At 65.8% G+C, this 13,794-nt stretch carries 10 protein-coding genes; 4 read left to right on the forward strand and 6 right to left on the reverse strand.

What is annotated here, in order from left to right; translation table 11 throughout:
* The first annotated feature begins 33 nt into the window (after positions 1-33).
* On the forward strand, positions 34-1,248 hold the full coding sequence (metK, locus tag ASE49_RS01970) for a methionine adenosyltransferase (protein ID WP_056768185.1): 1,215 nt from the start codon (positions 34-36) through the stop codon (positions 1,246-1,248).
* Between the two features lie 82 nt (positions 1,249-1,330).
* Here the strand turns inward: metK and ASE49_RS01975 are convergent, their stop codons facing one another.
* The 3 genes from ASE49_RS01975 to ASE49_RS01985 all read right to left on the reverse strand — a co-directional run bounded on the left by ASE49_RS01975 (position 1,331) and on the right by ASE49_RS01985 (position 5,123).
* Complete coding sequence (locus ASE49_RS01975) at positions 1,331-2,782, reverse strand: NAD-dependent succinate-semialdehyde dehydrogenase (RefSeq protein ID WP_056768187.1); 1,452 nt, start codon at positions 2,780-2,782, stop codon at positions 1,331-1,333.
* Between the two features lie 153 nt (positions 2,783-2,935).
* Positions 2,936-4,309 (reverse strand): glutamate--cysteine ligase, encoded by a 1,374-nt coding sequence (locus ASE49_RS01980; RefSeq protein WP_056768191.1) that lies wholly within the window; start codon positions 4,307-4,309, stop codon positions 2,936-2,938.
* A gap of 55 nt (positions 4,310-4,364) precedes the next feature.
* Positions 4,365-5,123, reverse strand: coding sequence for a 16S rRNA (uracil(1498)-N(3))-methyltransferase (locus ASE49_RS01985; protein WP_056768203.1), 759 nt, complete (start codon positions 5,121-5,123; stop codon positions 4,365-4,367).
* Between the two features lie 153 nt (positions 5,124-5,276).
* Here ASE49_RS01985 and ubiA point away from each other — a divergent pair, with 153 nt between their 5' ends.
* The 3 genes from ubiA (at position 5,277) to ASE49_RS02000 (ending at position 8,885) form a co-directional block, all read left to right on the forward strand.
* Positions 5,277-6,191 carry a 4-hydroxybenzoate octaprenyltransferase gene (ubiA, locus tag ASE49_RS01990; RefSeq protein WP_056768205.1) on the forward strand — a complete coding sequence of 305 codons (915 nt, stop codon included), beginning with the start codon at positions 5,277-5,279 and terminating at the stop codon, positions 6,189-6,191.
* Between the two features lie 68 nt (positions 6,192-6,259).
* On the forward strand, positions 6,260-7,591 hold the full coding sequence (gene gltX / locus ASE49_RS01995) for a glutamate--tRNA ligase (RefSeq protein ID WP_056768209.1): 1,332 nt from the start codon (positions 6,260-6,262) through the stop codon (positions 7,589-7,591).
* 265 nt (positions 7,592-7,856) lie between these two features.
* Positions 7,857-8,885 (forward strand): aspartate-semialdehyde dehydrogenase, encoded by a 1,029-nt coding sequence (locus ASE49_RS02000; protein ID WP_056768213.1) that lies wholly within the window; start codon positions 7,857-7,859, stop codon positions 8,883-8,885.
* A gap of 42 nt (positions 8,886-8,927) precedes the next feature.
* Here ASE49_RS02000 and ASE49_RS02005 read toward each other — a convergent pair whose 3' ends face one another.
* The 3 genes from ASE49_RS02005 to ASE49_RS02015 form a co-directional block, all read right to left on the reverse strand.
* A complete protein-coding gene (locus tag ASE49_RS02005) occupies positions 8,928-9,707 on the reverse strand; it encodes a 3-hydroxybutyrate dehydrogenase (protein ID WP_056768216.1) in 780 nt (259 codons plus the stop codon).
* Positions 9,704-10,870, reverse strand: coding sequence for a DUF3734 domain-containing protein (locus ASE49_RS02010; protein ID WP_056768640.1), 1,167 nt, complete (start codon positions 10,868-10,870; stop codon positions 9,704-9,706). The genes ASE49_RS02005 and ASE49_RS02010 overlap by 4 nt, the downstream gene beginning before the upstream one ends.
* Before the next feature lie 90 nt (positions 10,871-10,960).
* Positions 10,961-13,708 carry a [protein-PII] uridylyltransferase gene (locus ASE49_RS02015; protein ID WP_056768219.1) on the reverse strand — a complete coding sequence of 916 codons (2,748 nt, stop codon included), beginning with the start codon at positions 13,706-13,708 and terminating at the stop codon, positions 10,961-10,963.
* Between the last annotated feature and the right edge of the window lie 86 nt (positions 13,709-13,794).

The raw sequence follows: 13,794 nt of genomic DNA on the forward strand, positions 1-13,794 counted from the left end.
CTTTATATCGCTATCGATTTTCCAAGGGCCGACATGCGCAGCAACTACGTCTTCACGTCCGAGAGCGTCTCGGAAGGTCACCCCGACAAAGTGGCGGACCAGATTTCCGACGCGATCGTCGATTTGTTTTTGTCCAAGGACCCCGAAGCGCGCGTGGCGTGCGAAACGCTGACGACCACGCAGCTCGTGGTGCTGGCCGGCGAAATCCGCTGCAAGGGCGTGTACGAGGACGGCCAATGGGCGCCGGGCGCGCTGGAGGAAATCGAGGCGACCGTGCGCAACGTGGTGCGCAAGATCGGCTATGCGCAGGACGGTTTCCACTGGCAGACCTTCGAATTCATCAACCGCCTGCATGCGCAGTCGGCCCACATCGCGCAGGGCGTCGATGCGTCGGGCAACAAGGACGAGGGGGCGGGCGATCAGGGCATCATGTTCGGCTTTGCCTGCGATGAAACGCCCGATCTGATGCCGGCCACGCTCGATTACAGCCACAAGATCCTGCATCGTCTGGCGGCGGACCGTCATTCGGGCGCCGCACCGTTTCTGGAGCCCGATGCCAAGAGCCAGGTCACGCTGCGCTTTGCCGATGGCGTGCCGGTGGCCGCCACCGCCGTCGTCGTATCCACCCAGCACCAGCCGGGTTACGATACGGGCGACAAGGAAGCGCAGCTCAAGGATTACGTGCGCGGCGTGGTTACGGACGTTCTGCCCGAAGGCTTCGTGACCGACGAAACCGTGTTTCACATCAACCCCACTGGATCGTTCGAGATCGGTGGGCCAGATGGCGACGCGGGTCTGACCGGACGCAAGATCATCGTTGACACCTACGGCGGTGCGTCTCCCCACGGTGGCGGCGCATTCTCCGGCAAGGATCCGACCAAGGTCGATCGTTCGGCTGCCTATGTCACCCGGTATCTGGCCAAGAACGTGGTCGCTGCCGGGCTGGCCACGCGCTGCACGATCCAGGTGTCCTACGCGATCGGCGTGTCTGCGCCGCTATCCCTCTATGTCGATACCCACGGCACCGGAACGGCGCAGGACGCCGATCTGGAAGCGGCGATCACCAAGGTCGCGGCGGACAAGCTGGGTGGCCTGACGCCGCGTGGCATTCGCATGGGCCTGGGCCTCAACAAGCCGATTTACGGCCCGACTGCGGCCTATGGCCACTTCGGCCGCAAGCCGGACGGCGATCTGTTCCCGTGGGAGCGCACCGATCTGGCAGATGCCCTGAAGGCCGCGCTAGGCTGAGCTAACGCCCACCCTGAACCTTGCAACGGCAAGGTTCAGGGTGGGGCGCAGGCGGCCCGACTGACCGCCCGTCGTCAGGGCATCACGCCGGCGTGATGCCCATGCACAGGTACTTCACTTCCATGTAGTCATCGAGGCCATAGTGCGACCCTTCGCGCCCAAGGCCCGATTGCTTGACGCCGCCGAACGGGGCGACTTCTGTGGAGATGAGGCCGGTGTTGATGCCAACCATGCCCGCTTCCAGCGCCTCGGCCACGCGCCACACCCGTGACAGGTCGCGGGCGTAGAAGTAGCTGGCCAGGCCGAACTCGGTATCGTTGGCCAGGCGGATCGCATCCGCTTCGGTGGTGAAGCGGATCACGCCGGCCAGCGGCCCGAAGGTTTCCTCCCGCGCCAGCTTCATGTCCGGCTTTACGCCCGAGACCACCGTGGGGTTGAAGAAATTGCCGCCGCGCGCGTTGCGCTGGCCGCCAGCCAGGATCTTCGCTCCACCATCCAGCGCATCCTTGAGGTGTTCTTCCACCTTTTCGAGCGCCTTTTCATCGACCAGCGCGCCGATCTCCGTGCCCTCGTCCAAGCTGTAGCCGACCTTGAGTTTCTTTACGCGGGCAGCCAGCTTGTCGACGAATTCATCATAGACGCCGTCCTGCACGTAGAAGCGGTTGGTGCACACGCAGGTCTGCCCGGCATTGCGGAACTTCGAGATCATCGCGCCTTCGATGGCAGCGTCGATGTCCGCATCGTCGAACACCAGGAACGGGGCATTGCCGCCCAGCTCCATCGAGCATTTCTTGATCGTATCCGCACATTCGCGCAGCAGGTCACGACCGATTTCGGTGGAGCCGGTGAACGTCAGCTTGGCCACTTTGGGGCTGCCCGTCAGCGCCGAGCCGATCTGGCCCGCGCTGCCGGTCACCACGTTGACGACGCCCTTGGGAATACCCGCCATCTCGCACAGCCGCGCGATCGCCAGCGCCGAATAGGGCGTTGCTGACGCGGGCTTGATGACGATGGTGCAGCCAGCCGCCAGCGCCGGGCCCAGCTTGCGCGCGATCATGGCATTGGGGAAGTTCCACGGCGTGATCGCGGCGACCACGCCCACGCCCTGTTTCAGTACCACGATGCGGCGATCGGCGGCGTGGCCGGGGATGACATCGCCATAGGCGCGCTTGCCCTCTTCGGCGAACCATTCGATGTAGCTGGCGCCATAGGCGATCTCGCCTTTGCCCTCGGCAAGCGGCTTGCCCTGTTCGCGGCTCAGCAGTTCGCCCAGATCATCCTGGTTTTGCATCATGAGGTCGAACAGCTTGCGCAGCAGCCTGGCGCGTTCGCCGGCGGTTTTTGCGCGCCAGGCGGGCAGCGCGGCTTCGGCGGCATCGATGGCGCGATTGGTTTCGTCGGCACCCATCCTGGGTACCGTGCCCAGCACCGCGCCCGAGCCGGGGTCCGTTACTTCGATGGTGGCGCCGCCATCCGCATCGACCCACGCGCCGTCGATGTAGCACTGCTGCTTCAGGAAGTCGGTGTATGCCATCTTGCGTGGTTCCTCGTCTCGCGGGGGCTGAGATTGCGCGTTTGCAGCGGAGATAGGCAAGAGCCCGCAGCCTGGCAACCAGGCTGAGCCTGTGACATGGACGAGGATGCTCCCGCTCGCAGGTTCATCCGCACACCGGTCAGAACCACGGCGCTAGAAGCTTTTGGCCTCGTAGATCCGCGAAATGTCGCCGCCCCATTCGCCGTGGTACAGGTCGAGCAGGCGCTGCGCCGGCACCCGGCCGCTTGCCGCGATTTCCGCCAGCGGTTCGAGATAGCCGGTCTCGTTCTCGCCCGCAGCGTTCAGGCAGCCGCGCGCCGCCAGGCCCGAGCGTGAGATTTCCACGACCTGCGCGGCAATATCGCGCAAGGTGCCGCCGCCGGGGATCGGCGCGTCCAGCCCCAGCTTGGGCACCGAAGAGCGCAAGGTTTCGCGCCCGGCCATGTCCCAGTCCTTGACCAGATCCCACGCCGCATCAAGCGCGCCCTGATCGTACAGCAGGCCGACCCAGAACGCGGGAAGCGCACAAATGCGGTTCCACGGGCCACCATCGGCGCCGCGCATTTCGAGGAAGGATTTGAGGCGCACTTCCGGGAAGGCGGTGGACAAATGATCCTGCCAGTCGCTTACGCGCGGTCGTTCGCCGGGCAGGACGGACAGCTTGCCGTCAAGGAAATCGCGGAACGACAGACCGGCGGCGTCGATATACTTGCCGTCCCGGAACACGAAATACATCGGCACGTCGAGCATGTAGTCGACATAGCGTTCGTAGCCGAACCCGTCCTCGAACACGAAAGGCAGCATGCCGGTACGGGCCGGATCGGTGTCCGACCAGATGTGGCTGCGGTACGAAAGATAGCCGTTGGGCTTTCCTTCGGTGAAGGGCGATGCCGCGAACAGCGCGGTGGCGAGCGGTTGCAGCGCCAGCGAGGTGCGGAACTTCTGCACCATGTCGGCCTCGCTCGAATAGTCGAGGTTGACCTGGATGGTGCAGGTGCGCAGCATCATGTCGAGCCCCATCGAGCCTACGCGCGGCATGTGCCGCAGCATGATGGCATAGCGGCCCTTGGGCATGATCGGCAGCACGTCACGCGTCTTGTCAGGCCACATGCCGACGCCTAGGTAGCCTTTGCCCAGCCTCTCGCCGATGGCTTTCACCTGGGTCAGGTGACGCCCGGTTTCCGCGCAGGTCTGGTGCAGGTTTTCCAAGGGCGCGCCGGAAAGCTCCAGCTGTCCGGCAGGCTCCAGGCTGACGTTGCCATCCGCGCCCTTGAGCGCGATGACGTTGCCACCTTCCACGATGGGCTCCCACCCGAAGGCGGTCAGTTCGCTGAGCAGATCGCGGATGCCGCCGGGCTCGTTATAGGACGGGGCGTGGTGATCGGCGATGTCGTAGACGAACTTTTCGTGCTCCGTCCCGATCCGCCACGCCTCACGCGGCTTTTCGCCCGCAGCCATCGGCGCGGCAAGTTGATCCAGGGATTCGATCACCGGATCGTGCTGATCCGAGGCGTCACGGGTGCTCATGCTGGCGAATTAGTGCGCCGCGCCGCCGCACGCCACAACTTTTTGTACCGATCGGTTACGAATCTTGAAAAGACCAGTCGCCCGCAGTCGCCATCCATAGCGCGGTGGCTGCGATGCAGGCCGTTTCGGCCCGCAGGATGCGCGGGCCTAGCGTGATCGCCACGGTCTGGGGATGGCTGCGCACCAGCGCCCGCTCCTCCTCGTCGAAGCCGCCCTCCGGGCCGACCAGCAGCGCCCCCGTCCCGCCATGCGCGGCGAATGCGGTGTGGGCGGGCGCACCGCCCTGTTCGTCCGCGAAGAACAGGGTGCGATCCTGAGGCCAGTCGCGCAGCAGCGCGTCGAGCTTCACCGGGACTTCCACGCGGGGCAGGGCCGTGCGCGCACACTGTTCTGCCGCCTCGGTGACGATGGTCAGAGCACGCTCGGGGTTCAGCTTGTCCGCCACGCAGCGCCGGGTAACGAGCGGCCGGATAGTGGCGACGCCAAGCTCGGTCGCCTTTTCCAGCACGAGATCGAAGTTCGGCTTTTTCAAGAGCGCGGCGCACAGCACGAAGTCGGGCACCGCCTCGCGCACACGCAGCTGTTCGCGCACGGTCAGCACTACATCGCGCTTGCCTGCGCTTGCTACCGCGCACGCCCACTCGCCGGTCAAATCGTCGCACACGATGACGGCATCGCCCGGCGCCACGCGCATGACTTTGCCCAGGTAATGGGCCTGTCCCCCGTCCAGGATTACTTCGGCGCCAACGGAAAGTGGGCCGGGGACGAACAGGCGCGGGGCCGAGCGGGGCGGCCAGGCAGGGGTTGCGGGCATGGCGGGGCGGATCCTGTGCAGGCGGCGGGCGGCTCTTTTCGCCCGAACCCGCAGCCGGCGCAATGGCGGCAGAGACGTCCCGCGCCGCATCTACTACGTGCACTGGTAACGTTTGATCATGACAGCACTCGGGGGATGCCCTAATCGTCGCGCGTGATCGACCCTTCGCTTGTTCCCGACAGCCAGCACCGAGGGCTGGTCTCGCTGCTGCCGCAGCCCTTGCGCGATTATGCCATGCTGGCGCGGTTTGACCGCCCGATTGGCTGGTGGCTGCTGTTCTGGCCATGTGCCTGGGGAGTGATGCTGGCCGGAGGGGAAAGCCGCTGGGACCTGATCGCGTGGCTGCTGTTGGGCGCGATCGCGATGCGCGGCGCAGGCTGTGTGTACAATGACATCGTCGATGCCGATCTTGACCGCAAGGTGGCGCGCACGGCCCTGCGTCCGGTCGCCAGCGGCCGGGTTAGCAAGGGCGCGGCGTGGGCGTGGCTGCTGGTCCTGTGCCTGGTTGGGCTGCTCGTGCTGCTGCAGTTGCGCTGGCAGGCCCAGCTTGTCGCGCTGGGCAGCGTGGCATTGGTGGCCGCCTATCCCTTCATGAAGCGGATCACGTGGTGGCCGCAGGCATGGCTGGGCCTTGTGTTCACGTGGGGCGCGCCGGTGGGCTGGATCGAGATTCGCGGCGATCATCTGGCCTCGCTCGCCGCGCTGTACGCCGGCTCTATCGCTTGGTGCATCGGCTATGACACGATTTACGCCCTGCAGGACAGGGAGGACGATGCGCTGGTCGGTATCCGCTCGTCCGCCTTGCGGATGGGCGCGCACGTGAAGCGCGGGGTCGCCGGCTTCTATGCCCTCGCGCTGGTGCTGTGGGCGCTGGCATTCTGGACCATGCGGCCCGATTGGGTGGGGGTGGCGGCGCTGGTGCCGATGGCGCTGCACATGGGCTATCAGGTGCTCACGCTTGAGCCTGCCGATGGCGGCAATGCACTGGATCGCTTCCGCTCCAACCGTGATGCCGGGCTGGTGATGGCGCTGGCGTGCTGGGTGGTGGGCAACGCCGGCGTCGTGTGAGGGGCCCGGCGTTTGACCTGAGCGGCACCGCATTTGACCTGCGCGGCAGCGGGCCGTAATCGCCGCCCATGACCACCGTCACCCGCTTCGCACCGTCGCCCACCGGGCACCTCCACGTCGGCAACATCCGCGCTGCCCTGCACAACTTCCTGCTGGCCCGGCAGGCCGGCGGTCGGTTCGTGCTGCGGATCGACGATACCGACGCGGCGCGCAGCGAGGAGGCGTATGTCGATGCCATCCGCGCCGATCTTGCGTGGCTGGGGCTCGACTGGGACGCGCAGGAGCGCCAGTCCGCACGCTTTGCGATCTACGAGGCTGCTTTCGCGCGGCTGGAGGCGGCGGGCCGTGTCTATCCGTGCTGGGAGACGCCGCAAGAACTGGACTTGCGCCGCAAGGTGCTGCTGGGGCGCGGGTTGCCGCCCATCTACGACCGGGCCGCGCTGAAACTTACGGCGCAGGACAAAGCGGCGCGCATCGCTGCGGGCGACCTGCCGCACTGGCGCTTCCTGCTGGACCATGACGAACCGATCGCATGGCAGGACGGGATTCGCGGGCCCCAGAAGTTCGATCCCGCCCAGATGAGCGACCCGGTGGTGCGCCGCGCGGACGGATCGTGGCTGTATATGCTGCCGTCCGTGATCGACGATGTGGAGATGGGGATCACGCAGATCCTGCGCGGCGAGGATCACGTGCCGAACACCGCCACCCAGGTACAGATGTTCACCGCGCTTGGCGCACCGATGCCGGCCTTTGCGCACGAGGCGCTGCTGGTCGGGGCGGAGGGCAAGTTGTCGAAGCGGCTGGGGTCACTGGGTGTGGCGCATTTCCGCGAGGCAGGGATCGAGCCGCAGGCGGTGGTGGCGCTGCTGGCCCGGCTGGGCACCAGCGACCCGGTGGACCCCGCGCTTGGTTTGCACGAACTGGCCGCTAGCTTCGATCTGGCCCACTTCGGCCGCGCTCCGGCACGCTTCGACGAGGCGGATCTGGAGCGGGTGAACGCCGCGGTGGTCCACGCGATGCCGTTCGCGGCGGCAGCGCCGCGCCTGCCGGACGGCATGAGCACAGAGGCGTGGGAGACGATTCGCCCCAACCTGACCCGCGTTGCCGAGGCGCAGGACTGGTGGGGCGTGGTTACCGGGCCGATCACTCATGTACTGCCAGCGGAGGACCGTGCATATGCCCTTCAGGCGGCTGACGTGCTGGCGACGCTGCCGTGGGACACGGACGTGTGGAAGGCGCTGACCGGCGCGCTCAAGGAGGCGACCGGGCGCAAGGGCAAGGCGCTGTTCCTGCCGCTGCGCCAAGCCCTGACCGGCATGGATCACGGGCCGGATATGGCCGCGTTGCTGCCGCTGATCGGGCGCGATGCCGCGCTGGAGCGATTGCGCGCAGCGGGATGATTGGCGCGCATCACGGTTTGCGCGGCGCAACATAATATCTGTTTACATGGCATTCGCGTCCCGCTAGTGGCGCCGACATGTCCGTACAGCCGATCATTATTACCACCCCGAAACCGACCGCGTTTGCGCGGTGGGCGTCGGCGGTGTGCATGGTTTAGGCAGGCACGCACGGACACTCACCCCGCATCCAGCAGGCGGGGTTCCTCTTCACGGAAAAATCTGGACCCTCGTTCTGCTTCAGCTTGAAGTAGGAGACGCATAGGTCATGGCACACACATTCTCGCCCGGTCAGCAACTCAACGTCGGCGTTGTCGGCGCCACCGGTCTGGTCGGCACGATGATCCGCGAAATGCTGAAGGAGCGCGGCTTCCCGGTCGGCACGCTGCGTCTGTTCGCCTCGGCGCGCTCAGCCGGCAAAAGCGTGGACGGCGTGGTGATCGAGGACGCGGCGACCGCCGATTATGCCGGGCTGGACGTGGTGCTGTTCTCCGCCGGGGGCTCGACGGCAAAGGCGCTGGCCCCCAAGGTGGCGGCAGCAGGCGCGGTAGTGATCGACAATTCGTCCGCCTTCCGGTCCGACCCGCAAGTGCCGCTGGTGGTGGCCGAAGTGAACCCGCAGGCGCTGGCGGATCTGCCCAAGGGCATCGTGGCGAATCCCAACTGCACCACCATGGCCGCGATGCCGGTGCTGCGCCCGCTGCATGAGGAAGCCAGGCTCAAGCGGCTGACCGTGTCCACCTATCAGGCGGTGTCGGGCGGCGGCCTTGAAGGCATCGACGTGCTGGCCCGCCAGCTTGCCCACGTGGGTGACAAGGCGCGCGAACTGGCGCGCGGGGATGCCGCCGCCGTGTTGCCCGAAGCGGAGAAGTGGGCGGTGCCCATCGCGCACAACGTGGTGCCGCTGAACTACGTCTACGCCGAGGACGGGTACACCGAGGAAGAAATCAAGCTGCGCGACGAAAGCCGCAAGATCCTGGGTATCCCGGACCTGCCGGTCTCGGGCACCTGCGTGCGCGTACCGGTGTTCACCGGCCACTCGCTGTCGATCAACGCCGAGTTCGAGCGCCCGATCAGCGTCGAGCGCGCGCTCGAACTACTGGGCGATGCGCCGGGCGTCGTCGTCAGCGAAGTGCCCAACCCGCTGGAGGCGACCGGCCAGGACCCGGTGTTCGTGGGCCGTGTGCGCCGCGATCCTACCGTTGCGCATGGCCTGGCGCTGTTCGTTGCCAGCGACAACTTGCGCAAAGGTGCAGCGCTCAACGCGGTGCAGATCGCCGAAGCGCTGATCGGCTGATTGGCGACGGTGGAGAAGGGGGTGGCGTGCTGGCCGCCCCCTTTATTCCATGAACCAGCCGTGGCTGGCCACCAGCGACTGGCCGGTGAGCGCGTTGGTGGGGAAGGCGGCGAAGAACAGCGCCACTTCGGCAATGTCCTCTACTGTCGTGAACTCCCCGTCCACCGTCTGGCCCAGCATTACGCGCTTCACCACTTCGTCTTCGGAGATGTTCAGCTCCTTCGCCTGTTCGGGGATCTGCTTGTCCACCAGCGGGGTGCGCACGAACCCGGGGCAGATCACGTTGGTGCGCACGCCCTTCTTGCCGCCCTCCTTGGCGATCACGCGCGACAGGCCCAGCAGGCCGTGCTTGGCCGTGACGTAGGCGCTTTTGAGCGGGCTGGCCTCCTTGGAGTGCACCGAACCCATGAAGATGATCGACCCGGACCCGGCGGCATACATGTGTGGCAGCACCGCCTTGGATGTCAGGAATGCGCCGTCCAGATGGATGGCCAGCATCTTTTTCCAGTCGGCATAGGCATAGTTTTCGACCGGGTTGACGATCTGGATGCCGGCGTTGGACACCAGCACATCCACCTGCCCCCAGGCCGCGATCACTTTGGCGACGCCGTCGTTCACCTGCTCCTCGCTGGTAACGTCCATCGCCACCGCCATTGCGGTGCCGCCGCTGGCCGTGATGTCTTCCGCCGCCTTGCTGGCCGCATCAAGGTTAAGATCGGCGATCACCACGCGCGCGCCGTTTGCCGCATAAATTTGTGCGATGGCCTTGCCGATGCCGCTGGCGGCGCCGGTTACGACGCAGACCTTGTCGTTCAGTTTCATGCTGCTTCTCCATCGTGCGGGACGTCAAGGGGGTGCTGCAGGCGATCCCCGTCGTGATCCCCGGCCAGATCGAACGTCACGATCTCGTCCGGGCTGACATCACGGTTGATCCATTCGGGGTGGGACAGCGAGCGCTGCGCGTCATGCTGGCCGCATGCCCAGTGCTCGTTCACCGTCCTGCGTGAAAATTCGTAGTCCTTGCTGTTCGTCTCGTACCCGCGCGCCCGGTTGATGAGGTGCATCACCGCCACCGCGCCGGCGGAGCGGGCATGGAGCAGGCGGACGAGATCGGGATCGTCACGCAATTCCGCGGGCAGCTTGCGGCGCAGGCGCTTGGCCGCCGCGCGCATCTTTTGCAGTTCCTGCGACATGTCGGTGTTGAAGCGGGTGCGGCTGGAAAACCGGATGTCCTTTTCGCGCTGTGCCACGTCCGCCATCGTGGTGGGCACGATCCCGCGTGAGGAAAACAGGTCCACCTGGTATACGTTCATCTCCCGCGGGGAACGATTGTCCAGAATGTATTGCAGCGGGGTATTGGACACCAGACCGCCGTCCCAATACCACTCGCCGTCGATCTCCACCGGCGGAAAACCGGGCGGCAGCGCGCCGCTGGCCATGATGTGTTCGGGCCCGATGGTGCGTTCGGTATTATCGAAATATGCGAAGTTGCCGTCCAGCATGTTGACCGCGCCCACGCTGAAACGCACATCCGCCCGGTTGAGCCGGTCGAAATCGACCAGTTCCAGCAGCGTGGCGCGCAGCGGCGTGGTGTCATAATAGCTCAGCCGCGAAAGGTCGTTCGGCCATTCGGGCAGCGGGATCGGAAAGCGCGGCGTGAAGAACCCCGGCGCGCCGAACATGGCGGTGTAACCCGCGGCAAATTCGTTCATCGCGCGCCGGGCGAAGCCGGCAGGGCCGTCCACCCGGTATTGCAGTTCGCGCGAGACCATATCCCAGAACCGGCGCATCGCCGGCAGACGGTCGCCGGGCGCGTTGCCGGCGATGATCGCCGCGTTGATGGCACCGATGGAGATGCCCGCGACCCAGTCGATCGCGATGTCGTGTGCTTCCAGCACTTCGTACACGCCGGCCTGGTAGGCTCCCAGCGCGCCGCCGCCCTGAAGCACGAGGACGGATTGCGGGTCAGGATCAGGCGTGTTCATCGTACGGTCCAACCGATCAGAGGTATGCTGCATTGCAGCAAATAGAGGCGCGCTGGACTGCCTGCAAGCCCGTTCATCGCACGCGCTGGCCTATGCCGTTTCCATTTCCGGCTCCGTGGTCGCCTCGATCAGCCGCCGTTCCAGGGTTTTCAGCCTGGCCGGCGCGGTCAACTTTTCGCCTAGCAGGTCGGTGACGTAGAACGTATCCGCGGCGCGCTCGCCATAGGTGGCGATATGCGCGGAATGGACCATCAGCTTGGATTCGAACAGGCCATGCGCCAGCCGGTTGAGCAGCGCGGGGCGATCCCGCGCATTGACCTCGACCACGGTGAAGCGGTTTGAGGCCTTGTTGTCGAACACCACGCGCGGGCGCACGTCGAAGGCATCGGCGCGGGGCCGGGCATCGGGGCGGGCCACCAGCTGCGGCAGGATCTTGATCCGGTTCGCCAGCGCGCTTTCGATCGAATGCGCCAACCGGGTAAGCTGGGATTCTTCCATGAATGGGCGGCCCAGCGGATCCTGGATCAGGAAGTTATCGACTGCGCGCCCGGTGCGGGTGGTGTGGATGCGCGCGTCGATGATGTTGCCGCCGGCCAGATGGATGCCGCCGGCAATGCGGTAGAACAGGCCGGGATGGTCCGATGCGATCACGGTCACCAGCGTGGCCCCGCGCGCCGGATAGTATTCGGTAAAGATGGAAAGCGGGTCGTCCTTGGAGGCGACGATTTGCACCAGATTGCGGGCGATCACGTCCTCGGGCTCGGCGATCCAGTAGGCGTCGCCCATGATCGGGCCGATATCGTCTATCAACGCGGCGAGGCTGCTGCTCAGCGCGGCGACGGCGGCCTTCTTGGCCTCCACCCGCTTGGGCCTGCCGAACTCGGCATGGCCCAGCCGCAGGCGTTCCTCCGCCGCGCCGTACAGTGTGGCGATCAACTGGCGCTTCCAGGAATTCCAGGTGCCCGGCCCTACCGCCCGGATGTCCACCACGGTCAGGATCGTCAGCTGGCGCAGGCGATCGACCGACTGCACCACTTCCACGAAGTCGGCGATGGTCTTGCCGTCCGACAAGTCGCGCTTGAAGGCGGTGGCGGATAGCAGCAGGTGATGGCGCACCAGCCAGGACACCAGCTCGGTCTCGTCCGCATCCAGGCCGAAGCGCGGGCACAGCTTGCGGGCGATCTCCGCGCCCAGCACCGAGTGGTCGCCCTGCCTCCCCTTCGCGATATCGTGGAGCAGCACCGCCACATACAGCGCGCGGCGCGACCGGATCTTGTGGATGATATCCTGCGACAGCGGATGATCACCGGCCAGTTCGCCTTTCTCGATGCGCGAGACCAGGCCGATGGCGCGGATCGTATGCTCGTCCACCGTATAGTGGTGATACATATCGAACTGCATCTGCGCGTTGACGCGGCCGAATTCGGTGACGAAGCGCCCGAACACGCCCGTCTCGTTGAAACTGCGCAGCGCGATCTCCGGGTTCCGGCGGCTGGTGAGCAGTTCCATGAACAGGTCGTTGGCGCGCTTGTCGCGGCGCACGTCATCGCGGATCAGCACGGCATCGCGCCCGATCAGGCGCAGCGTCTCGGGGTGGATTTCCAGCCCCTCGCGCTCAGCCAGCACGAAGATCTCGACCATGCGTACGGGATCGGCGGCGAACCAGTCGTCGGTTGGCGCCTTTAGCCGACCGCCGAAAACAACATAGCCTTTGAGCAGGCGCTGCTTGGCGCGAAAACCCGCCAGCAGCCCGCGCGGCTGGCGTTTGGCGAACTGCTCGTCCAGCTGGGCCAGGAACACGCCGGTCAGGCTGCCCACCACTTTGGCCTGCAGAAAGAACATCTGCATGAAGCGCTCCACCGCGCTCTTGCCGGGGCGGTCGGAGAAGTTCATCCGCGCCGCCACTTCGCGCTGGAGGTCGAACGTCAGCCGGTCCTCGGCGCGGTTGGTGATGGTGTGCAGGTGGCAGCGCACCGCCCAGAAGAACGCTTCGGCGCGGCGGAAGGCGCGGTATTCCTTGGTAGTCAGCAGGCCCACGTCCACCAGTTCGGACGGCGCGCGCACCTGATGGATATACTTGCCGATCCAGTAGAGGGTGTGCAGGTCGCGCAAGCTGCCCTTGCCTTCCTTCACATTGGGTTCGACCACATAGCGGCTGTCGCCCATGCGCTTGTGGCGTTCCTCGCGCTCGGCCAGCTTTTCGATCACGAACTGGCGCTCGGTGCCGGACACCACGTCTTTGAAGAAGCGCACCCGCGCTTCCTCGTACAAGTCCTGATCGCCCCAGACGTAGCGCCCTTCGAGCATCGCGGTGCGGATCGTCAGGTCCGCCTTGGACATGCGCACCATGTCGTCGAGCGAGCGGCTGGAATGGCCGATCTTGAGCGACAGGTCCCACAGCATATACAACATCGCCTCGATGACCTGCTCGCACCAGGCGGCCTGCTTGCCCGAGGTCAGGAAGGCGATATCGACGTCCGAATGCGGGGCCATCTCGCCCCGGCCATAGCCGCCCACCGCCATGATCGTCAGGCGTTCGCCGTGGGGTCGTGCAGCCGCCGGGTGGACGTTGTTGACGATGTGATCGTGAATCACCCGGATCAGCTGGTCCACCAGGAAAGCCTGCGCTTCGGCGACTTCGTGCCCGGCGGACGGCTTGGCGATGAGCCGCCGGGCGATCTCCTCACGCCCCTCAGCCAGCGCCGTGCGCAGCACTTCGACCACGAAGGGCCGCGCCTTGGTTGCCCCATAGGCCTGCGTCAGCTTGTCGATGGTGAGGACAAGATCGCGCCGGTCGACGACGGCGCGCGGTGAGGGAATGCGGATTACGCTGTTCATGGACCTGTGTATCTAGCCGTTGTGCGGGCCGGGGAAAAGGCGCTGGTGACGATCGTCGTGATCGCGCTTGGGCGGATTATGGCAGG

Source organism: Novosphingobium sp. Leaf2 (genome assembly GCF_001421325.1).
Taxonomy (GTDB): domain Bacteria; phylum Pseudomonadota; class Alphaproteobacteria; order Sphingomonadales; family Sphingomonadaceae; genus Novosphingobium.